Origin of the sequence: Ancylobacter sp. G4_0304 (assembly GCF_047501495.1) — a bacterium.
Lineage (GTDB): Bacteria > Pseudomonadota > Alphaproteobacteria > Rhizobiales > Xanthobacteraceae > Ancylobacter.
In genome coordinates this window covers 1-21,411 of the sequence record NZ_JAZDRM010000011.1, presented here as the reverse complement: position 1 = coordinate 21,411, position 21,411 = coordinate 1, and the positions used below count along the sequence as shown (strand labels likewise).

Sequence of the window (21,411 nt, the reverse complement as noted above, 5' to 3'; positions counted from 1 at the left end):
TCGGGCCGTCAGTTCTGGTTGAACGGCCGCTGCGGCGGCGGCTCCTTGCCGAACCACGTCTTGTAGAGCGCCGCATATTCGCCGTAGCGCGAGCCGTTGACGTATTCGCGCACGATGGTGTCGAGCGCCAGCCAGAGCGGGAAGTCGCCGGGCTTCATGAAGATGGCGTTGTTGTTGATGGTGCCGAGCGAGCCGTCGAGCACCACGAACTCATCGCCATTGTGCCCGACGAAGAAATTGACCGCCGCCGAATCCGCCTGCCAGGCGGTCGAGCGGCCGCTCTTCAGCGCCAGCGCGGCCGCGCTGTCGGTGTCGAAGAAGATGGCCTTGGCCTTCGGGGCGTATTTCTTGGCGCGGTCGACCATGGCCGCGCTGTTGGTCGAGCCGAACACCACGTTCTCATTGTCGAGGTCCGCCAGTGTCTTGATCGGCGAGCCCTTGGGCACCACGACCAGCGTGCTGGAATCGATGTAGGGCCGGGTGAAGGCGAGGCGCACCGCGCGGTCGGGATAGATGGTGGCGGTGGAGATGCCGAAATCCGCCTTGCCGGACAGCACGGCGGGGAAGCGGCCATCGACGGTGGTGGTCATCAGCTCGATCTTGTCGGGATCGCCGAGCAGCGCCTTGGCCATCAGCCGCGCGAACTCGACCTCGAAGCCGGTCAGCTTGCCATTCTCGTCGATGAAGCCGTTCGGTCGGGCCGTGGACGAGACGGCGACGATCACCTTATCGCGCTTGACGATGGTATCGAGCCGGGATTCCTGAGCGGAGGCTGCGTTCAGGCCAAGGCTCATAGCGAGCGCGACCAGACCTCCCGCGAGGCGGGACATACGATGAAACATGGTTTTTCCCTCTGGTTATGGGGAAAGAAGACCATGTTGCAGTGCGATCGGAAAACGAATAATCCCGTCGCTAAGCATCGCAGATTCCGATGCTCGGAATAGTCCTGCATGGGAGGTGGCGGAGATGCTGCGCGAAATCGAGACCTTCCTGGCGGCCGTGCGCTACGGCACCTTCACCGAGGCCGGCGAGCGCATAGGGCTGACGCAGTCGGCGGTCAGCGAGCAGATCCGCCGGCTGGAGGACTTTGTCGGCTATCGCCTGTTCTTCCGGACGGGCCGCTCCGCGACGCTGAACGCCGAGGGGCAGGATCTGGTGCCGCTGGCCGATCAGGTCGTGTCGCTGGTCGCAGAGATGCGCCGGCGCCATGCGGTTTCCGAAATCCGCACCACCTTGCGCGTGGGCACGGTTGCCTCGCTGCATAGTGGGCTCGTCGCGCGCAGCATGCTGGCGTTCCATCGGGTATTCCCCAATGTGACCCTGCGCTCCATGCGCGGCGAAGACGACCTGCTCGGGCAGGTTGAGCGCGAGGAGCTGGATTTGGCGGTGATGATCCAGCCTTCCGGTGAGTTGCCCGGCAACGTCGTGTGGCACCATTTGCTGACGAAGCCCTTCGTGCTCATCGCGCCGGCGGCGGTGGAGGCCGCCGACTGGCGCGAGGCGATGATCGGGCGGCCGCTGCTGCGCTACGACCGATCGACCATCAGTGGTCGCCGGATCGACGCTTTTCTGGAGCGGACGGGCACCGTTGTCGCCGACAATATCTGGATCAACTATCTCGATACGATGATTGCGCTTGTCAGCGAGGGCATGGGAGTTGCGCTGATCCCTCATTCCGATCTCGGTGCAGCGTCAGAGCGTGTCCGGGTCTTCTCGCTCGGGGAGGCGGCGTTCCACCGGCACATCGGCGCCTTCACCCGGCGCAGCGGCGCCTCGCGGGAGGCGGAGGCTTTCCTCGCCTTGTTGCGGGAGGAGGCGGGGCGGGAGGTCGGCGCGTTGCGTTGACCCCGTTCGCGGCGGCGGAGCAGCAAAGCTGCGCGCCAGCTCGTCCGCGAGACACTGCTGGCGCTCGTTCAGCTTATAGCCGCGCCGCCAGAACACGACGTAATGATAGACCGCGCTCGGCTCGAACGGTCGCGTGATCAGGCCGAAGCGGCGATATTCGCGCGCGATGACTTCATTTGTGACGGACACGCCGATGCCGGCGGCCACAAAGCCGGCATCGTGCCCGGTTGCGTCGAACTCCACGGCGATGTTGGGCTCGACGCCCATGTAGCGCAGCGAGTTGACGTTCATCTGATGGGCCGAGAACTGCGGATCGATGTCGATAAGCGCCTCGGAGACCAGATCCTCGGCGACCACCAGGTCCTTCTGCTCGAAGCGATGTCCGGGATAGATCAGGCAGACGTTGCGGGCGGTCGCGACCGGGCGCCACTCGAACACATTTCCGTCGAGCGGGAGGCGGGAGAGGCCGATATCGGCGCGCCCGTTGAGGACATGCTCGGCGGTCTGCGGGTAGCTGCCTGAATGCAGGTGCACCGAACAGCCGGGATAGTGCGCGCGCAGGGCGCCAAGTGCGCGTGGGAGCAGTTCGAAGCAAAAGATGCCCGGCGCCGCGAGCCCCACCGCCGTGGGTTCCTCGCCCTTCAGCGCGGCGATCGACTTTCCGACCTTGTCGAGGCTGGCGAAGGCGACCTCGATGTCGCGGAGCAGTTCCCATGCCTGATGGGTTGGCACCAGCCGGTTCTTCTCGCGTAAGAACAGCGGAAAGCCAAGCGTCGCCTCCAGCTGCTTAATGTGCTGGCTGACGGCCGGCTGGCTGACCTTCAACAGCCGCGCGGCATAGCGGGCCGATCCTGTGCGCAGAACCTCCCGCAGGATCTGCAACTGACGCAGTTTGACGTCGGCGCTGGGCTGGTCCGGCACGTTATCGGCTTTCGCGTGGAAGGATGAAAGGCATAATCGTGACTTAAGCAAAAAGTGCAACACGGCGGCGGTCGACCAGCTGAGATTTAGCCCTATCCAGCATTTACAAGACGGTAGATGATAAGCGACGCTTATCGAAATTATTCTCAGCTTATAAATTGACGCCGATATAGGCAGGGTTGTTTTCTGACCACGCCGGCCGCTTCACGGGCCTCGTGCCGGCCGCCTCGCTCCCTGAGGCGAGCGAACGCGGTGCCCGGGGCCGGACGCAAGATGCACACAGCGATCGACATTCATTCGGAACACGCGCCTCGCGGGCAAGGGGCCGGGACCGCCTCCCTGCGCGCCGAGAATGTGCACAAGACGCTGGGGACGCATCCGGTGCTGCGCGGGGTGAGTCTCGCGGCTTTTCCGCACGAGGTCATCTCGGTGCTGGGTGCCAGCGGCTCGGGCAAGAGCACCTTGTTGCGCTGTCTCAACCTGCTCGAAGTGCCGGATAGCGGCGAGATCTGGTTCCGCGACGAGAAGCTCGATATCCGGCGGCCGATCGGCCAGAACGGCGCGCGCATCGGCGATGCGCGGCAGGCGCGTCGCGTGCGGGCGTCGCTCGGCATGGTGTTCCAGAGCTTCAATCTCTGGCCGCACAAGACCGCGCTGGAGAACGTTACGGAAGGGCCGGTCCATGTGCGTGGACTGACGCGCCGGGCCGCCACCGAGCGCGCCGAACACTATCTGCGCAAGGTGGGGCTGATCGAGCGACGCGACCATTATCCCCGCCACCTGTCCGGCGGCCAGCAGCAACGCGTCGCCATTGCCCGCGCGCTCGCCATGGAGCCGGAGGTACTGCTGTTCGACGAGCCGACCTCCTCGCTCGACCCGGAGCTGACCGGCGAAGTGCTGCGCACGATCCGCGCGCTCGCGGAAGAGGGGCGGACCATGATCCTCGTCACTCACGAGCTTTCCTTCGCCCGGGAGGTGTCCAGCCGCGTCGCCTTCATGCAGGGCGGGAGGATCGAGGAGGAGGGGCCTCCCGACGAGGTGCTGGCGCGGCCGGTCTCCGCGGGGCTGCGCCGTTTTCTCGATCCGGTCTGTTGAGGAGATGCTGGCGATGGGCGGTTTTCAGGAGCAGTTCCTGCGCGGGCTGGAGACGACGGTGCTGGTGGCGGCCATCAGCGGCACTTTTGGCATGCTGGTGGGGCTTGCCGGCTCGGCGGCGAAGCTGTCGCGCTTCCGGGTGCTGCGGATGATCGCGGATGCCTACACCACCATCGTGCGCGGCGTGCCGGAGCTGCTGGTCATTCTCCTCGTCTATTTCGGCGGCACCGCCGCGCTCACCGCGCTGGTCGGCTCCTATGTCGAGGTCAGTGCGCTTTGGGCGGGGGTCTTCAGCCTCACGGTGGTGTTCGGCGCCTACGCCACGGAGATTTTCAGGGGCGCGATACAGGCCATTCCACGCGGACAGACCGAAGCCGCGCTGTCGATCGGCTTGGCGCCCTGGCAGACATGGCTGCTGGTGATCCTGCCGCAGATGGCGCGGATCGCGCTTCCGGCCTTCTGCAATCTCTGGATTTCGCTGCTCAAGGACACGTCGCTGATCTCGATCGTCGGCCTTTCCGACATCATGCGAGTCGCGGTCGTCGGTTCCGGGTCGATGCGCGATCCGCTGACCTTCTATCTCGCGGCGTCGGCGCTCTACCTGATGCTCACCAGCGTTTCGTTGCTCACGTTCCGCCTTGTCGAGCGGCGCGTGCTCGCCCCGGTACATTGAGGGTTACGCCATGGATATCGCCCTCATCATCGAGAGCATCGAGACCCTGCTGGGCGGCGTCGTGCTGACTCTGGAACTGACCATCCTGTCGCTCCTCATCGGCTTCGTACTGTCCGTGCCGCTGGCCTTCATGCGGGCCTCGCGCTCGCCATGGCTGTCGTGGCCGGTACTCGCCTATACCTATGTCTTTCGCGGCACGCCGCTGCTGGTGCAGCTGTTCCTGATCTATTACGGGCTCGGCCAGATCGCCTTCGTGCGCGAAAGCTTCCTCTGGCTGCTGTTCCGCGATCCGTTCTATTGCGCACTGCTGGCGTTCTCGCTGAACAGCGCGGCGTACACGATCGAAGTGTTCCGGGGCGGCATCCAGTCCGTGCCGCCGGGCCTCGTCGAGGCGGCGCAGGCAATCGGCCTGTCGCCCACCAAGATCCGCCTGCGGATCGTGTTCCCGCTCGCCTTCCGCACCGTGCTGCCCTCCTATGCCAACGAAGTGGTCGGCATGATCAAGGCAAGCTCCCTCGCCAGCACGGTCACGCTGCTGGAGATCACGGGATTGGCGCGAAAGCTGGTTTCGGAGACCTTCGCGCCCTACGAGGTCTTCATCGCCGCCGGCGCGATCTATCTCGGCCTGACCTTCCTGACCTCGCGGCTGTTCAACCTCATCGAACTCCATCTCTCGGGCGCGCCCCCGGACAAGGCGCGCCGCCCGTGGCTGCTGAAGCTGCGGCAGGCGCTCTGACCGGCTACGCCGTCGCTGCCACCATCCACCGAACCCACCGCCGCGCGCTCGGCGGCACGCCCCCGCATGCCTTTCCAGAGGAGACACAGATGAAAAAGCTCATGCTTGCCCTTGCCCTTCCCTTTGCCCTCGCCGCCACGATGGGGCTGGCGCCCGCGTTCGCGCAGGAACCGATGAAAGTCACCATCGCGACCGAGGGCTCCTCGCCGCCCTGGAACTCCACCGACTCCACCGGCAAGCTGATCGGTTTCGATGTCGATCTCGGCTATGAGCTGTGCCGCCGCATGGGCGCGACCTGCACCTTCGTCGCGCAGGACTGGGACGGCATCATTCCTGCCCTCACGGTCGGCAAGTACGACGCCATCATGGGCGGCATGTCGATCACCGAGAAACGGAAGAAGACGATCGATTTCTCGACGCCCTATGCGGTGGGCTTCAACCAGATCGTGATGCGCAAGGGTCTCGGCCTGCCGCCGACCGATGCCAAGGCGAAGCTGAACCTCACCCAGATGGACGCGTCCAAGCAGGCGACCATCGACACGCTGCGCACCGCGCTGAGCGGGCGGACTCTGGGCGTGCTGCGGTCGTCCAACTCCGAGGTCGTGGTGAACGAGTTGTTCGGCAAGGTCGCGACCATACGCAGCTACGACACCAACGAGAACATGACCATGGACGTCGCTGCCGGCCGGGTCGACGGCACGCTGGCGGACTTCTTCGTCCTGAAGACCTTCCTTGAGAGCAAGGATGGCGACGTGGCCGAATTCTACGGACCCATGCTCAATGGCGGCCCGTGGGGGCCTGGTGCCGGCATCGGCATCCGCAAGACCGATCCGCAGTTGAAGGCCGCTTTCGACAAGGCGATTGCGAGCGCCAATGAAGACGGAGCCATCAAGGCCCTGACCGAGAAGTGGTTCGGCATGGACATGTCGCCGCCGAAGTAGCCCACCGCGGACGAGCGGCGATGCGTTGCTGGCGTCGCCGCCTTCCTCCCCGCCGTCCTCCTTTGAAAGAACACCGTGTCATGTCCAAGCCGTTCACCCTCGCCGTGACGGGCCAGTCGCTCATCCATCACGATGTGCGGGAAGCTGCCGAGCCCGGTTTCGACCGCGTGGTCGAAACCCTGCGGCGCGCCGATGTCGCCTTCACCAATTTCGAGGGCTGCATCTACGGCCGGCACCAGGGCTGGCCGCTTAAGGGGTTCTATTTCGGCTCGTCCGGCCCCGACGTGCTCGATGCGTTGAAGGCCATCGGCTTCAACGTGCTGTCGTTGTCGAACAACCACGCCTTCGATCTCGGCCCTTCCGGCATCCTGTCGACGCTGGAAGAGGTCGGCTCGCGCGGCTTCCTGCACGCGGGGATCGGCATCGACCGGGCCGACGCCGAGAGCGCCGGCATCGCGCAACTGGGCGGGCGCGAGGTCGCGCTGGTGGCGATGGATGCGGGCCCCGGTCCGGACAACATGTATGCCGACGACGCGGGCAGGGATCGCCCGGCGCGCCCCGGCGTGAACCGGCTGCGCGTGAAGCGGATTTTCGAGCTGGACCCCGCCCGGATCGAACCCCTGCGGGAGATCCAGCGCCTGTTCGAGAGTTCACCGCTGGAACGGGCGAATTACGCGCAGCCCAATGACCGTCCCTCGGTCGCGGCGGATGACATCGACTTCTGGGGCACGATCTTCCGCGAGGCCGCCGCGCCGTGCCGCCGCATCGTCGTGGACGAGGACAGTGCCTGCCTTCAGCTCGACGCGATACGCCGCGCCGCGGCCGGCGGCGCCTTCGTGATCGCCTATCTGCACCAGCATCACTGGGAGCCGAGCTGGCAGAACGTGCCGGCGTGGGTCGTCGATTTCGCGCATCGCTGCGTCGATGCGGGCGCCGGCGCCTTCGTCGGCCATGGCGCTCCCGTGCTGCAGGCGATCGAGATCTATAGGGGCGCGCCGCTTTTCTACGGCCTCGGCAACTTCCTGTTTCACCTGAAGGAGGGGCAGACAGAATGGAGCCCGCCCGAGGTGTGGAAAAGCGTGGTCGCCACCTGCCACTTCGACGGCGATGGGAGGGTAGCGGCCATTGATCTTCTCCCCGTGGTCCTCGGCGGGGAGAAGCGGCTCGGCGCCGACGACTATCACAACCGATTGCTGCCGATCCCGGTGCAGGGCGATCTGGCGCACTCGATCCTGAGTGATCTTAAACAGCGCTCGGCCCCCTACGGAACCGAGGTCGACGCAAAACGCGGACGGATCACGGCAGCTTCTGCCCTGCCGGCAGTATGACCGACGGGGCCTTCACTGGTCCGCTGCCGCGAAACAAGAAACGTCGATCTCGCGCCAGGAACGGAGGTCCGCTGCGGCTGCGACGAATGGCCGGGTTGGGGCCGAGACTGTGTGAGAACGCTGCGCAGTTGATCGGCCAAGCTCCGTTTTCATGGCGCGCGTCGGCTCCGGTCACCCGGCTATCGCCTTGAGGGTAGAGGCCACGCCGGCGACGGCAATGGCGCGCTTCATGTTGTAGGCCAGGATCGCCAGGCTGGCTTCGGTGGCGACATGCTTGAGGCCGCGCGTTCGGAAGTGGGTCGCACCCATCCAGCCCTTGATGGTGCCGAAGACGTGCTCGACGGTACAGCGGCGGACCGCCATGGCTTCGGGCATCGCTTGAAGCCTGCGCTCCATGGCATCGAGCACCGCTTCGTGCTCCCATCGTCGGATGCGCTTCTCCTTGCCGGCCGTGCACAGCGGACGCGACGGGCAGGCGCGGCAGGCCTTCTGGTTGAAGTAGACGCTGATGAGCTTGTCGCCCTCCACCCGGGCAAAGCGTTTCTGCAGCTGTTGATCGGCCGGGCAGCGATAGGTGTCGGTCTGCGGCTCATACACGAACATAGCCTTGCCCCAGAAGCCGCGCGCCTGAGCCGGCGATGTGTTGGGCTTGGGCACCTGCCAGCTTCGGCGCAGGCGCGGATCTGCTCGCCCTCATAGTATCCACGATCTGCCAGGGCGATCATCTCAGTAGCACCGGTCTCGGCCTGGGCGGCTGTGGCCATCTCGAGCAGATGCGAGCGGTCGTGACCGCGGTTGGTCACCGCATTGGCGACGACGATGTGGTGCCGGGTATCGACGGCCGCCTGAACATTGTAACCGACCACGCCGCGATGATCGCTGCCGGTTGCCATGGCGCGGGCATCCGGATCGGTCAGCGATATCTGCTCATCGGGGGAGGCTTCCAGCTGCCGGCCGATCGCCTCGAGTTCGCCAAGGCGCCCGCGCAGCGACGCCAGTCGCTCGGTCAGGTGCGCGATGCGGGGCGTCGCCGGGCCGGTCTCCGCCCTGTCGGTCTCCTCAAGCTCGGCGAGATAGCGCGCGATGCTCTCCTCGACATGGGCCTTGCGCCGCGCAAGCTTCCCCTTGGTATAGTTCTTCTCGTGCGTGTTCACCGCGCGCAGGCGTGATCCGTCGATCGCGACCATGCCACCACCGACCAGGCCAAGGGCACGGCAGATTGCAACGAAGCGCTGGCACGCGATCTGGATCGCGCTGGCATTGTCATGGCGGAAGTCCGCGATCGTCTTGAAGTCGGGTGCCAGCTTGCCTGTCAGCCAAATCAGTTCGATGTTGCGGCCTGCCTCGCGCTCCAGCTTCCGGCTCGAGGTCAGCTGATGCAGGTATCCATAGACATAAAGCTTGAGCATCGTGCCCGGCGCGTAGCCGGGCCTGCCGGTCGATGCGGGCTGCACGCGGGCAAAACCGAGCTCGGCAAGATCGAGTTCATCGACAAAGGCATCGATGATGCGGACCGGATTGTCGGGATCGACATAGTCCTCCAAACAAGCGGGCAGCAAGCTCGCCTGATGATGGTCGGCAGCCTCGACAAAACGTCCCATCTGGCCCCCCCCCGAAACAGTGCCTAAACCTAGCATAATCAGGGGTTTTCACACAGCCTCGGGCCGTAAGCGGACCGGTCGGTTTTGGCTGCCGCCGTGCAGATAGTCGCCGTTATGCAGCCGACACACTGCCGATGTCAGTCTTATTGGCCGAAATGGCGGCGCGTTGCTGAACGCGGCCTCGCCATGTTTAGCGAGGCCGCGCGGGTCAGATTTCCGTTGTCTCGGCAAGCGTAAGCGCATCATCGATATCGACACCGAGGTATCGAACGGTGTTTTCGATTTTGGTTTGTCCAAGCAAAATCTGAATAGCTCGGAGATTGCCGGTAGCCTTGTAGATCAGGGGGGCCTTGGTGCGGCGGAGCGAATGCGTTCCGTATTCCTCGGGGCGCAGTCCAATCGCCGTAACCCATTCATCGACCAATCGCGCGTACTGTCGAGTACTGAGGTGCCCTTCGTGGTTAACCCGGCTCGGGAACGCGTAGTCGTCGATACTGCCACCACGGCGTTCGAGCCAAGCGAGCTCCCAGAGCACGTTCACCTGCGTGCGGCCGACCGGGGTAAACACATCGGAGATCGAGTTCATCCGGCAATAATCCGGCCTCGCTTCTTCGGCGATGTAGTGCTGGATGACGAGGCCGGTGCCGATCATCTCGACATTGATCACCATGCGGCGGCCGTCATCAGTGGTGGTGACACCGGAGCCGATATGATCCGGCGGGCAGCAGCGCAGATATTCCGCTTCCGGCAGGCTGAATAGCCACTCGGCGATGTCGACCTTCTCGAAGGGAACGTCGATCTCGGCGGTATAGGCGGATTCCGAGAGGATCTTGTCGGTGAGGACTTTCATGGCTTTGCCTTCTCGATCAGTTTGTTTTGGACGACGAGGAAGGAGCGCCGCGGGAGAGATCTGGAAGCGGCGTATCGCCGCTGGGCAGCATCTCGCGCGCGAGGCATTTGGCACATCTCGGAGAGGTCGCTAACGAGGCGGGCCTTGCGATGCTTCGGACGGAGACGGGTTCCCGGCGCCCGTCGAGGCAACAGGACCGGTGATCGACACCGTTGCCGTCAGGCCCGCCGCAAGCGTGACCGAGGGCGGCACCTGATCCAGAACCACCCGGACCGGCACGCGCTGCGCCAGGCGGACCCAGGTGAAGATCGGATTGACCGTCGCGAGGCCCGTGTCGTCGGGCTGGGTATTCGATATGGCGATACCGCGTCCGATGCCGGTGACGTGTCCCGTCAGCGTTTCTGGATAGGCCATGAGTGAGACGCGGGCAGTGTCGCCGACGCGAATTCGGTTCAGCACCGATTCCTCGAAATAGCCGTCGACCCAGAAACTGTCGCTGTCGACGATGGACAGCATACGCTGGCCGCTCGTCGCATAATCGCCGGCCTGCGCCAGAAGATTGGTGACATAGCCATTCACAGGCGAGACGATGCGCGTGCGGCTGAGATTGAGCTTGGCTTGATCGCGATTGGCGAGCGCCTGCTGATAGGCCGCCACCGCCATATCGGCGACGGCCTCATAGCTCTGCTGCTCCTCCTTGGACACCGCGATAGCGGTAAGCTCGGCGCGCCTCTGCGCCTGAGCCTGCTTGTTGTCGCGGTCCGACGCGGCGCGCGCGACGGCGGCTTCCGCGTTGGCGAGCGCGATCTGGTAGTCATCCGGCTCGATGACGGCGATCAGATCGCCCTTATGGACGAACCGATCGTCCTTGATCGGAAGCTCGACAATGCGCCCCGACACCTGCGGCGTGACCGTAACCACATAGGCACGCACCGTGCCATCGCGGGTCCACGGCGCCTCCATATAGGCCTGCCACATCCACCATCCGCACAGGCCTGCGGCTATGAGCGCGCACAGCGTCAGCAACATGGGCACCGCGGAGCGAAGAAGAGAGGGCCGGTCCTCGGCCGGATCGATGGAAGTCATTGGCGTATACCCGCGAGCAGCACGATGAGGGACAGGACGATGACGTAAAGGCAGAGGTTGAAGAGACCGGGGTGCCAGACCCTGCGGGAAATGCCGAGGCGATCAACGACAAGGCTCAGCGGCATGGTCACCAGCCACGCCGCGAGCATCATCACGGCGAAGGGCGCGACATAGACCCCGAAAATGTTGATCTCCGTGTACACGTGCGCGGCTTTCTCAACGGAAGGACAAAAGGAAGAGCTGGCGCGTCTCGACCTTTGCGGTGAGCAGCACAGCATTCAGTTCGATAGCGTCGAGGATCACGGCCACCGCTGCCCGCACGCGCGCCGGGTGGCCGACATGGGCGCGGCCCGGCAGGGGGCTATGCAGCAGTGCGTCGAAACTCTCGCGGGCCGCGTCGAGGCGCCCTCCGGCGAGAGCGTCGAGCCCGCGGGACAGTAGGGCCTGGGACGGACCAGTCAGGGTGTTTCGCAGATGGATGACCGCCTGCCCCAGCGCGAGCAGCGCCATCATACCGCCCGCCTCCTCCGGCGTCGTCTGCGACGGCAGCGCCTCGATGCGCCGACTCATTAGCGCGGTCCAGCGCCGCTCGTCGGCGCCTCGCGTGCCGAGCGACAGCCGGCGGAAATCACGTAGTGACAGGGCCAGCAGACGGCGCGCGCGGGTCCCCGGCGGGATAACCGGCATGAGGACGAAGAACAGGCTGCCGATGATGGTCCCAATCAGCACCGCCAAGGCGAGATTGAAATAGGCGGCGGCGCTGTAGGAAATCGGGTTCGCCACTCCCAGAATGGGGAGCGAGACGACCGACATGGCGAGGAACATGACGCTGTGCCACGGGCCGGCCTGCATGGTGCCGATGACAAAGAACAGTGTGCCAAGGACCGCGATGAGCGCGGGAAAGCTGGAAATGGACGGCAGGACGGCGAAGTAGAGGACGCTGCCAATGGCGACCATCACCCCGGCGCCGATGGCGTAATCCCTTGAGAGCGGGCGTGCCAGATCGCCGAACGAACCGAAAATCAGCGTGGCTGCAGCGGCGAACACAATGGCGAAGGAACCGTTTGGCCACGCGGACGCCACCCAGAAGATGGCCGTGCCGAGCACCGCCAAGAAGACGCGCAGCCCGTTCAGCACCGCCGGAAGCAGGTCGGTCAGAATGAGGGGCTGGGCTCGTCGGGCGATGCGCTCGCTCTTCCGGCGGTCAAGCAGCACCACGCCGTCAACCAGCCCGGACACGGCCAAAGCGACATCGCGGGAGGCATCGACCACGAGACAGCCGGTGGCATCGAAGGTCGGGATGGAGCGAATCTGCGTCACGACCTCCCGGCAGCGACGTTGCGCCGCCTCCGGAGAATGGTTGATCTGCGAGAGATCGATGCTCTGGAGCAGCGGGACCACCGTGCGGCTGACGGGACTCTCGTCATCGGGGCGCCGGACGATGTGGTTGCTGAGATTGTGCCAGGCGACCAGCGCACTCACCAGCGCATCGAGCATGCAGCGAAGATTGCCCGCGCGTGAGCGCAGATAGGCAGATTCGCCGATGGCGGCGTCGATCTGCACATTGAGTGGCCCCAGTGCACGCACAGCGGAGCGGCGCGAAGCCTGCAGCTCCGGCGTCTCTTTCCTCAGTGCCAGCGTCCCGATGAAACTCTTTGCCAGCTGGTCCGCCGTCAGCGACAGCGTCTGCTTGAGCTGCCGGCTTGCTGCCCCGAAATCGGTGAGCATGAAGACGAACCCGGCCGCCAAGATACCGATGCAGATTTCGCTCGCGCGGATGACCGCGAGGAAGAACGCCGAATTCGGATCGGTCAGCGAGTCGGCGAAGATGATCGTCGCCGTGATGCCCGACAGTGCGGCGGCATAGGACGCAAAGTTGCGCAGCATCACCACCGCAAACCCGCAGATGCCGCACCACAGCGCGAGACCGAGCAGCAGTGAATTCCGCTGCTGCGGGAACATCGCGAACAGCGCCACCATCACCAGCGCGCCGACGATGGTGCCGACCACACGGTAGCGCGCCTTCTGCAGCGAGGCGCCGAGGCTGGGCTGGCAGACGATGGCAGCGGTCGTCGCCGCCCAGAACGAGTTCTGAAGTTCCAGAAAATAGGTGACGTAGAGCGCCAGACAGACCGATGCGGCCAGGCGAAACCCGAACAGGAAACGCGGGCCGAGAAGGCTGATCCGCGCCCAAACGACCTGGAAAGGCGCGAGTGGGCTGGGCAAGGTTTTGGCGTGTGCGTCGTATACGCCGCTCATAATGATCTCGCGCCGATGTCGTATGCAGGGGTTGCGAGGCCAGCATAGGCAGGCCGCGAGGCGGCGAAATTATACGCCCGTGCCTTACCATCGCACTTTGGTATGTCGTACCGTCAGCGCGGACGCGGACGGCCTTCGCCACCGCTCTTCGGGTCCACGCGTTGCGCTCGATCTCTGCCGGTGACCAAGGTCGCCCGATGGTGCGACGCCTTAATACCTAAGTGTGCCCACGGCATATCCTCAGATCATTTATCCGCGAACGCCCTCGTCTTTAGATGACGTCGGGTTTGCTGAGAGCTGTTCCCAAGCGCGGCGGTCCCCATCCGGATTTGACCTTCCGGCCGATCCCTCAAGCCACGTGCGACAGGAGACCCCTATGGGCATCGTGAAGACCATTCGTCCCTATCATGAGCCGGCCGGCGGCTGGGGCGCCCTCAAGGCGATGGGCACCGCCCTTGCCGAGCAGGACATCGCCATTTCCGGCATGGCGACGCTCTCGCGCATGAACCAGCATGGCGGCTTTGACTGCCCAGGTTGCGGCTGGGCCGATCCGAAAAATCCCTCGCCGTTTGAGTATTGCGAGAATGGCGGCAAGGCCGTGGCGTGGGAGGCGACCACAAAGCGCTGCACGCCGGAGTTCTTCGCCGCCTACACCGTTTCGGAGCTGGAGGCCTTCACCGATTTCGAGCTGGAGATGCAGGGACGGCTGACGCATCCGATGCGTTACGATCCCTACAGCGACCGCTATGTCCCGGTGAGCTGGGACGACGCCTTCGCCATCGTCGCGCGGCATCTCAACGCGCTGCCCGATCCCAATATGGCGGACTTCTACACCTCCGGCCGCGCCTCCAATGAGGCCGCTTTCCTCTACCAGTTGTTTGCCCGCGAATACGGCACCAACAATTTCCCCGACTGCTCCAACATGTGCCACGAGGCTACCAGCGTCGGCCTGCCGCAGTCGCTCGGCGTCGGCAAGGGAACCGTGCTGCTGGAGGATTTCGAGAAGGCCGACGCCATCTTCATCTTCGGCCAGAACCCCGGCACCAACTCGCCCCGCATGATGACGGATCTGCGCAACGCATCAAAGCGCGGCGCCACCATCATGTCGTTCAACCCGTTCCGCGAGCGGGCGCTGGAGCGCTTCCAGGCGCCGCAGAACCCCGTGGAGATGGCGACCCTCACCTCGACGCCAATCTCCCAGCGCCTGTTTCAGGTCCGGGTCGGCGGCGATGTCGCGCTCATCAAGGGCATGATGAAGCTGATGGTCGAAGCGGACGAGGCTGCCCGCGCGGAAGGGCGTGGGCCGGTGCTGGACTGGGATTTCATCCACGGCCACACCATCGGCATCGACGCGCTGATCGCCGATCTGAAGGCAACGCAATGGGCCGATATCGAACGTAAATCCGGCATCGCGCGGGCCGATATCGCGGTCGCCGCCGAGGCCTACATGAAGGCCGAGCGGGCGATCATCGTCTTCGGGATGGGCATCACCCAGCACCGCCATGGCACGAAGAACGTCCAGCAGCTGGCCAACCTCGCGCTGCTCCGCGGTAATATCGGTCGCGAAGGCGCCGGCATCTGCCCGGTGCGCGGCCACTCAAACGTGCAGGGCGACCGCACCGTCGGTATCACCGAGGTGCCGAGCGATGCGCTGCTCGACGCTATCGAAGCCCGCTTCGGCTTCAAGCCGCCGCGCGCCTTCGGCCACAACGTGGTCACGGCGCTGGAGGCGATGGTGCGCGGTGACGCCAAGGTCTTCATCGGCCTGGGCGGCAATTTCTCGGCCGCGATCCCGGACTGGGAGCAGACACAGGCCGCCATGCGCCGGCTCGACCTCACTGTCCACATCGCCACCAAGCTGAACCGCAGCCACATCGTTCATGGCCGCGAGGCGCTGATCCTGCCCTGCCTCGGCCGCACCGAGCTTGACGAGCAGGCCGGCGGTCCGCAGGCGGTCACGGTCGAGGATTCCATGTCGATGGTGCATGCCTCGCGCGGCCATAACCGGCCGGCGTCCGAGCACCTGAAGAGCGAGCCGGCTATCATCGCGGGCATAGCGCGGGCGACGCTGGGCGCCCGCTCCAAGGTGAACTGGGAGAAGCTGATCGCCGACTACTCGCTGATCCGCGAGGACATCGAGGCGGTATTCCCGATCTTCCAGGGCTACAACGCGCGGATCGAAGAGCCGGGTGGCTTCCACCTCACCTCGCTGGCGCGCGAGCGCATCTGGGCGACGCCTTCCGGCAAGGCCAATCTGCTGGTGTGCGAGGGGCTGTGCGAGGATCCGAAGGTCGATGATCCCGACGCGCTATGGCTGACCACGGTACGCAGCCACGACCAGTACAACACCACGCTTTACTCGCTTTCGGACCGCTATCGCGGCGTGTACGGCCAGCGCGACGTGCTGTTCCTCAACGAGACGGAGATGAACCGGCGCGGCCTGAAGGCGGATGACAGGGTCGACATCCTCACCCTGTCGCAGGACGGCATCGAGCGCGCGGTTCGTGGCTTCAAGGTCGTGCCCTATAGCTTTCCGGAAGGCAGCTGCGCCGCCTATTACCCCGAGACCAACCCGCTGGTCCCGCTTTACGCCCACGATCCGCAAAGCTTCACCCCGTCGTCGAAGGGGGTGCCGGTCCGCCTCGTGAAGACCAACACCCAGCAGGGAGCGCAGTGAGATGGACGCGGTCGCCCTTTCCCGTCTGCAATTCGCCTTCACCATCGGCTTCCACATATTGTGGCCGACGCTGACCATCGGCACCGCCTGGTTCGTCACCGTGCTCAGCGCCCTGTGGTGGCGTACCGGCAACACGGTCTATCGCGACCTGATGCGCTTCTGGATGCGGCTGTTCGCGCTCGGCTTCGGCATGGGCGTCGTGACCGGCATCGTGCTGAGCTACGAGATCGGCACCAACTGGGCCGGCTTCTCGCGCTCGGTTGCCAATGTGCTCGGGCCGCTCTTCGCCTATGAGACCATGACCGCCTTCTTTCTGGAGGCCGGCTTCATCGGCATCATGCTGTTCGGCGAGGGACGCGTCTCGAAGGGCGCCCATTTCTTCGCCTGCCTGATGGTGGCGGTTGGCGCGCTGATTTCCTCCACCTGGATCATTGCCGCAAACAGCTGGATGCAGACCCCGGCGGGCGCGGTCGCCGACGCCGAGGGCATCTATCACGTGGTGAACTGGCAGGACGTCATCTTCACCGCCTCCTTCCCCTATCGCCTCGCCCATATGGTGTGCGCGAGCTTCCTGACCTGCTCCTTCGTGATCGCCGGCGTCTCGGCGTTCCATCTCTGGCGCGGCCAGCACGTCGCGGCCTCGCGCAAGGCCTTCTCCATGGCGCTCTGGCTGGCACTGGTGCTGGCGCCGCTGCAGATCTTCATCGGCGACATGCACGGGCGCAACACCATGGTCGAGCAACCGACCAAGCTCGCCGCCATGGAAGGGCTGTGGGAGACCACCAAAGGCCCCGCCATGACCGTGATCGCCTGGCCGGACATGGAGGCGCAGAAGAATCTCTACGCCATCGAGATTCCCCACCTCGCCAGCCTGTACCTCACCCATAGCTGGGACGGCGAGGTCCAAGGCCTGAAGGCAGTGCCAGAGGCCGACCAGCCCAATGTGCCGATCGTGTTCTTCGCCTTCCGCATCATGGCCGGCATCGGTGTGGTGCTGCTGTCCACCGCCATCACCGGTTTCATCCTGCGGCTGCGCGGCAGGCTGTTCACCGCACGCTGGTTTCAGTACGTGACGATGGCGACAACCCCGCTCGGCTTCCTTGCGGTGCTGGCCGGCTGGACCGTGACAGAGGCCGGGCGGCAGCCCTGGATCATCTATGGCGCGCTGCGCACCGCGGACGCGGCCGCGCCCGTGGCGGCCGGGGCGGTGACGACCAGCCTGCTGATCTTCTTCGCCGTCTACAATGTGCTGCTGCTGGCCTTCGTCTGGTTCGCCGGCCGGGTCGCTCTGAAGGGACCGATCGATAGCTCGCCCGTCACGCGTGAGCATCCCGGCATGGAGCGCAGCACGCTCGGCGCCTTCACCACGTCTCCCGTCCCGTCGCCCGTGCGCGGCACCGACCCAGCGAGGGCCTGACCATGACCGAACTTCTCCAGGCGGATTATGTCCCGCTGTTCTTCGCCGCCGTCGCCGTGTTCTGCGTCACGGTCTATGTGCTCGCCGACGGGCTCGACCTCGGCGTCGGCATCCTGTTCCTCTTTGCGCCGCGCGATCAGGACCGCGATCTGATGATGGCCTCGATCGAGCCGGTTTGGGACGGCAACGAGACCTGGCTGGTGATGGGCGGCACGCTGCTCTTCGCCGCTTTTCCGGCGGGCTACTACATCCTGCTGCCAGCTTTCTATCTGCCGATCATGTTCATGCTGTTCGCGCTGATCTTCCGCGGCGTGGCGTTCGGCTTCCGGCTGCAGGCGACCCGCTTCCGTCTGGTCTGGGACATCGCCTTCTTCGCGGGCTCCGTGCTGGCCACCTTCTGCCAGGGGCTGATCCTGGGCGGGCTGATTGCCGGCGTGCCGGTGGAGAATGGCATGTTCGCCGGCGGGCCGTTCAGCTTCCTCAACCTGCTCGGCGTCCTGTGCGGGGTCGGCCTTGTCGGCGGCTATGCGCTGATCGGCGCCGGCTGGCTGATCTGGAAGACCGACGGCGCGACGCAGGTCTTCGCCCGCGAGATTGCCCATGCCGCGCTCATCCTCACCGGCGCGATGATGGCGCTGGTGAGCGCCTGGAGCGCGTGGAGCGTGCCGGAGGTGGCGGCGCGCTGGTTCGCCCTTCCCAATCTGCTGCTGCTCGCGCCGGTGCCGCTGGTGACGCTCGCCGTCATCGTCGCGCTCTGGCGCGGCATCTGGGACGGTGCGCAACCCCGCACCTTCCTGCTTTCACTCGCGCTCTTCGCGCTCGGACTGATTGGGCTGATCGTCAGCCTCTGGCCCTATCTCGTGCCGCGCCACGTGACGGTGTGGGACGGGCTGTCCGACCCGCAGTCTCTCGCTTTCCTTTCGGTCGGCGTCGCGGTGATCATCCCGATCGTCCTCGCCTATCAGGCTCATGCTTACTGGGTGTTCCGTGGCAAGACCAAGCATGAAACCAGCGCCTATGGCGGGAGTGGCGGCTGACGATGGTCGGCCGCAGCCATTCGACGTGAGGATACGCAGCGTTTCCGGGCTGTAAGTGCTTTACGCGACGTCGTTATCGCGTGTGCCCCCCCAAAAAAAGTTCAGTCAAAGTAGACTTCGGAGCACACGCCTCAATGTCTCTTTTCAGCTGCGCACGCTATGTCATGTATGGCGCAAAGGTGCCGACATGCCCACTCACTAATGTCCGCTTTTGAGCCGCGGACTTTACCAGACCAATGGCCGAAATCGCGGCGCAAAGCCGACGTCCCGGAAAGGGCGGTCGAGAGGCCCCTTTTGCGTCGATTCCGTTGAAAAAGTCGGCTTGTTAGGCGTGCCGGCACGAAGCCGGATTTCGCCATCGGACGCCTTCTCCCGTCATGCCGGGCTGGTCTGCGGTCCGCTCGGGAGGAGCTTGGCGAGTTTCCGGAGGTTCTGGGCGGTCGCGGCGAGGTGGAACTCATCGCGAGCTCCGTTCGGGCCTCGCAGGCGCAGGCGGTCGAGCTTCAGGATGCGCTTGAGATGCGCGAACAGCATCTCGACCTTCTTGCGCTGCCGCCGCGACGTGACATAGGCGTCGGTGCCGGCGATGGCCCTCGCCATGTCGCGGGCGCCCTCGTGGATCGAGCGGGGTATTTTCCGGGCGGGCGTGGGCGGGCAGCAGCGAGGCTTCAGGGCACAGCCATCGCAATCCAGCTTGCTGGAACGATAGCGCATCATGCCATCCTCATCGACGAGGGGCTTGGGTGCGCGATAGGCCTTCTGGCGCTGCCGCAGCAGCTTGCCGGCCGGACAGACATAGGCATCCGCCTCGCGGTCGTAGGTGAAGTCGGCTCGGCTGAAGGTGCCGTCACGACGTCCCGACTTGTCGAACACCGGAACGTGCGGCTCGATGCCATGCTCATGGACCAGCCAGGCAAGCATCTCCGCCGAGCCATAGGCGCTGTCGCCCATCAGCCGTGCCGGGTAAAGGTCGAAGCGGTCCATCGAACGTTCGATCATGCGTTTCGCCGCCAGAACCTCGGCCTGTCGGATAGCCGTCGTCGCCTCGACGTCGACGATGATCGCGTTCTCCACATCGAAGAGATAGTTGGTGGAATAGGCGAAGAAGGCTTGGCCACCATGTGCGCCGGTCCAGCGGGCAGCAGGATCTGCCGGCGAGAGGAGCTTTGGCGTGACTTCGGTGGCCGCGCCGAAAGCTGCATCGTCGAGCACGGCGAGATATTCCTCGACCGCGCGTCCCGCCGCCTGGGGTGATAGCCCTGCTTCGCCCTCGACGCCTTTCTGCCGGCTGGCCTCGGCCTTGATCAGGCTGGCGTCGACGGCAAACCCTTCTCCGCCGACCAGTCCCTCCGCGATGCAACGCTGCAGCACGGTCTCGAACAGATGCCGGAGAAGGTCGCTGTCGCGGAAACGGCCATGACGGTTCTTGGAGAAGGTCGAGTGGTCCGGCACACGGCCATCGAGCCCGAGGCGACAAAACCAGCGATAAGCAAGGTTCAGGTGGACTTCCTCGCACAGCCTCCGTTCCGAGCGGATCCCGAAGCAATAGCCGACGAGCAGCATCCGGATCATCAGCTCCGGGTCGATCGAGGGCCGACCGGTCTCGCTGTAGAAAGGCCTGAGGTGCGCCCGGATGCCGGAAAGGTCGACAAATCCGTCGATGGCCCGCACGAGGTGGCCGGCAGGAACATGACGCTCCAGGCTGAACTCGTAGAACAGAGCCTCCTGCACCCCGGTCCGCTCGCCCATCATCGCCCCGTCCCTCCATCCGCGAGGACAACTGAATCAGGACTTCAGCCCGACAGCAACGCCGACTTTTTCAACGGAATCCGTCAAACTCCGACGCAGATCAACCTGAGTGGAATAGCGTTCGTAGCCCGCTAACCCCGCGGTGCCGCGCTCCACCGAATTGAAGCGGACCAGCACGCACAGCACATCCCGGACGACTAATCGATTTATCTTTGGGTGCAATGCATCTCCTCGGGCCGGTGATGCTTGTCGAACGCCTGCGTTCCCCTCGCTTTCCAAAGGCTGCGCGCGCGATCGCCATCTCCGCTCCTTAGCTTGTCGGCCACGCAGAGCAGCGCGCCGTAGATCATGGCGCGATCGTCGCTAGTGAGCTCGAGAATGCCCGACTTGACCACAAGCCCACCGAGCTCGATCAGATGCCGCGTGCGCCTGCGGCGCTCGACCTGCCAGGTGCGCATATCATTCCGTGCTTGCGCTCCCTGATGCCGGTTGCGCGCCGCCCGGTTGCGGTTGAGCGCCACCAACGTCGCGGTGAGACGCTGATGCAGTTCGGCGTGACCTGCCGTGAAAGAACGCGGCGCCCCGTCGCGCCCACGCCTCCCTCCGTCCAGGATCCTTGGTCTCGGCCAGCACGAGCAGCGCGCCGGCCAATTCCTCCGCCGTGAGCGCGTCCGCGCCGGTCGCGATCACCAGATCGCCGAGCTGCTGCACCTTGCGGGTCTTGAGCTCTCGTGCCTTGTCTTCAAGCGCCTTCAGCTCTGCGTCGAAGTCCCGTGGCTTGCGCATGGTCATCTCCATCAGCAGTTGATGCAATGATGATAGTTGAGCGACTTCCGTAAGGCTGTAATGTTGCCGGGACAGACTGGGATGTCCTCGTCGCTCCCGAGATTTTTTCGAGGGAGGGCGCGTTTATACGTCGTTCCGACGTGCGCTTCGCCGTGCTGATGTTCGGATCGCGATGGCGATCTATCATCTTCACGTCAAGGTCATCGGCCGCAGGGCCGGCTCCAGTGCGGTGGCGTCCGCGGCATACCGTTCGGCCTCAAGGCTGCGCGATGACCGGATCGACCGCGTCCAGGACTTCTCCAGCAAGCGCGGTGTCGTGCATTCCGAAGTGCTGCTGCCTGACGGGGCGCCCGAGGTGTGGCGCGACCGCGAACGGCGCTGGAACGATGTCGAAGCCTTCGAGCTGCGCA

Annotated in this window: 19 protein-coding genes and 2 pseudogenes; 10 read left to right on the top strand and 11 right to left on the bottom strand. The window is 64.8% G+C overall.

Annotated elements, in window-relative coordinates:
* Positions 1-8 precede the first annotated feature (8 nt).
* On the bottom strand, positions 9-842 hold the full coding sequence (locus tag VRZ77_RS08240; protein WP_414592188.1) for a transporter substrate-binding domain-containing protein: 834 nt from the start codon (positions 840-842) through the stop codon (positions 9-11).
* 124 nt (positions 843-966) lie between these two features.
* On the opposite strand from VRZ77_RS08240, the gene VRZ77_RS08235 reads away from it, so the two are divergent.
* Positions 967-1,845, top strand: coding sequence for a LysR family transcriptional regulator (locus VRZ77_RS08235; protein ID WP_414592187.1), 879 nt, complete (start codon positions 967-969; stop codon positions 1,843-1,845).
* A 36-nt stretch (positions 1,846-1,881) separates the two neighbouring features.
* Here VRZ77_RS08235 and VRZ77_RS08230 read toward each other — a convergent pair.
* Positions 1,882-2,766 (bottom strand): annotated as a pseudogene (locus tag VRZ77_RS08230) (LysR family transcriptional regulator); the annotation flags it as partial.
* Between the two features lie 273 nt (positions 2,767-3,039).
* Here VRZ77_RS08230 and VRZ77_RS08225 point away from each other — a divergent pair.
* The 5 genes from VRZ77_RS08225 to VRZ77_RS08205 all read left to right on the top strand — a co-directional run bounded on the left by VRZ77_RS08225 (position 3,040) and on the right by VRZ77_RS08205 (position 7,539).
* Entirely contained in the window at positions 3,040-3,861 is an 822-nt protein-coding gene (locus VRZ77_RS08225; protein ID WP_414592186.1) for an ATP-binding cassette domain-containing protein, read from the top strand.
* Between the two features lie 13 nt (positions 3,862-3,874).
* A complete protein-coding gene (locus VRZ77_RS08220) occupies positions 3,875-4,534 on the top strand; it encodes an ABC transporter permease (RefSeq protein WP_414592185.1) in 660 nt (219 codons plus the stop codon).
* A gap of 10 nt (positions 4,535-4,544) precedes the next feature.
* On the top strand, positions 4,545-5,270 hold the full coding sequence (locus VRZ77_RS08215; protein WP_414592184.1) for an ABC transporter permease: 726 nt from the start codon (positions 4,545-4,547) through the stop codon (positions 5,268-5,270).
* Between the two features lie 89 nt (positions 5,271-5,359).
* The gene (locus VRZ77_RS08210; protein WP_414592183.1) at positions 5,360-6,211 is read left to right on the top strand and encodes a transporter substrate-binding domain-containing protein; all 852 of its coding nucleotides are present in this window, start codon (positions 5,360-5,362) and stop codon (positions 6,209-6,211) included.
* A gap of 80 nt (positions 6,212-6,291) precedes the next feature.
* Positions 6,292-7,539: a CapA family protein gene (locus VRZ77_RS08205; protein WP_414592182.1), complete on the top strand. Its 1,248-nt coding sequence runs from the start codon at positions 6,292-6,294 to the stop codon at positions 7,537-7,539.
* A gap of 171 nt (positions 7,540-7,710) precedes the next feature.
* Here VRZ77_RS08205 and VRZ77_RS08200 read toward each other — a convergent pair.
* From VRZ77_RS08200 to VRZ77_RS08180, 5 genes and pseudogenes are all read right to left on the bottom strand, one after another.
* Positions 7,711-9,140, bottom strand: a pseudogene (locus VRZ77_RS08200) (IS1182 family transposase).
* Between the two features lie 208 nt (positions 9,141-9,348).
* Complete coding sequence (locus tag VRZ77_RS08195; RefSeq protein ID WP_414592181.1) at positions 9,349-9,990, bottom strand: tyrosine-type recombinase/integrase; 642 nt, start codon at positions 9,988-9,990, stop codon at positions 9,349-9,351.
* A gap of 129 nt (positions 9,991-10,119) precedes the next feature.
* Positions 10,120-11,076 carry an efflux RND transporter periplasmic adaptor subunit gene (locus VRZ77_RS08190; protein WP_414592180.1) on the bottom strand — a complete coding sequence of 319 codons (957 nt, stop codon included), beginning with the start codon at positions 11,074-11,076 and terminating at the stop codon, positions 10,120-10,122.
* A complete protein-coding gene (locus VRZ77_RS08185) occupies positions 11,073-11,279 on the bottom strand; it encodes a DUF1656 domain-containing protein (protein ID WP_414592179.1) in 207 nt (68 codons plus the stop codon). Before VRZ77_RS08185 ends, VRZ77_RS08190 begins: the two co-directional genes overlap by 4 nt.
* Before the next feature lie 13 nt (positions 11,280-11,292).
* A complete protein-coding gene (locus VRZ77_RS08180; RefSeq protein WP_414592178.1) occupies positions 11,293-13,335 on the bottom strand; it encodes an FUSC family protein in 2,043 nt (680 codons plus the stop codon).
* Positions 13,336-13,711: 376 nt separating this feature from the next.
* Between VRZ77_RS08180 and VRZ77_RS08175 the strand changes: the two genes are divergently transcribed.
* From VRZ77_RS08175 to cydB, 3 genes are read left to right on the top strand one after another with little or no spacing between them, the layout of a single operon-like run.
* On the top strand, positions 13,712-16,012 hold the full coding sequence (locus VRZ77_RS08175) for an FdhF/YdeP family oxidoreductase (protein ID WP_414592177.1): 2,301 nt from the start codon (positions 13,712-13,714) through the stop codon (positions 16,010-16,012).
* Between the two features lies 1 nt (position 16,013).
* Positions 16,014-17,429: a cytochrome ubiquinol oxidase subunit I gene (locus VRZ77_RS08170; protein ID WP_414592176.1), complete on the top strand. Its 1,416-nt coding sequence runs from the start codon at positions 16,014-16,016 to the stop codon at positions 17,427-17,429.
* 2 nt (positions 17,430-17,431) lie between these two features.
* Entirely contained in the window at positions 17,432-18,466 is a 1,035-nt protein-coding gene (cydB, locus tag VRZ77_RS08165) for a cytochrome d ubiquinol oxidase subunit II (RefSeq protein WP_414592175.1), read from the top strand.
* A gap of 375 nt (positions 18,467-18,841) precedes the next feature.
* On the opposite strand, the gene VRZ77_RS08160 is transcribed toward cydB, so the two are convergent.
* From VRZ77_RS08160 to VRZ77_RS08145, 4 genes are read right to left on the bottom strand one after another with little or no spacing between them, the layout of a single operon-like run.
* Positions 18,842-20,218, bottom strand: coding sequence for a transposase (locus tag VRZ77_RS08160; protein WP_414592174.1), 1,377 nt, complete (start codon positions 20,216-20,218; stop codon positions 18,842-18,844).
* Between the two features lie 33 nt (positions 20,219-20,251).
* Positions 20,252-20,392 (bottom strand): hypothetical protein, encoded by a 141-nt coding sequence (locus VRZ77_RS08155; RefSeq protein WP_414592173.1) that lies wholly within the window; start codon positions 20,390-20,392, stop codon positions 20,252-20,254.
* 29 nt (positions 20,393-20,421) lie between these two features.
* Positions 20,422-20,673, bottom strand: a complete 252-nt coding sequence (locus VRZ77_RS08150) for a conjugal transfer protein TraD (RefSeq protein ID WP_414592172.1) — start codon at positions 20,671-20,673, stop codon at positions 20,422-20,424.
* A 1-nt stretch (position 20,674) separates the two neighbouring features.
* A complete protein-coding gene (locus VRZ77_RS08145; RefSeq protein WP_414592171.1) occupies positions 20,675-21,001 on the bottom strand; it encodes a conjugal transfer protein TraD in 327 nt (108 codons plus the stop codon).
* Positions 21,002-21,173: 172 nt separating this feature from the next.
* Between VRZ77_RS08145 and VRZ77_RS08140 the strand changes: the two genes are divergently transcribed.
* On the top strand, positions 21,174-21,411 hold a 238-nt coding region (locus VRZ77_RS08140; protein ID WP_414592170.1), incomplete at its 3' end, for a MobA/MobL family protein.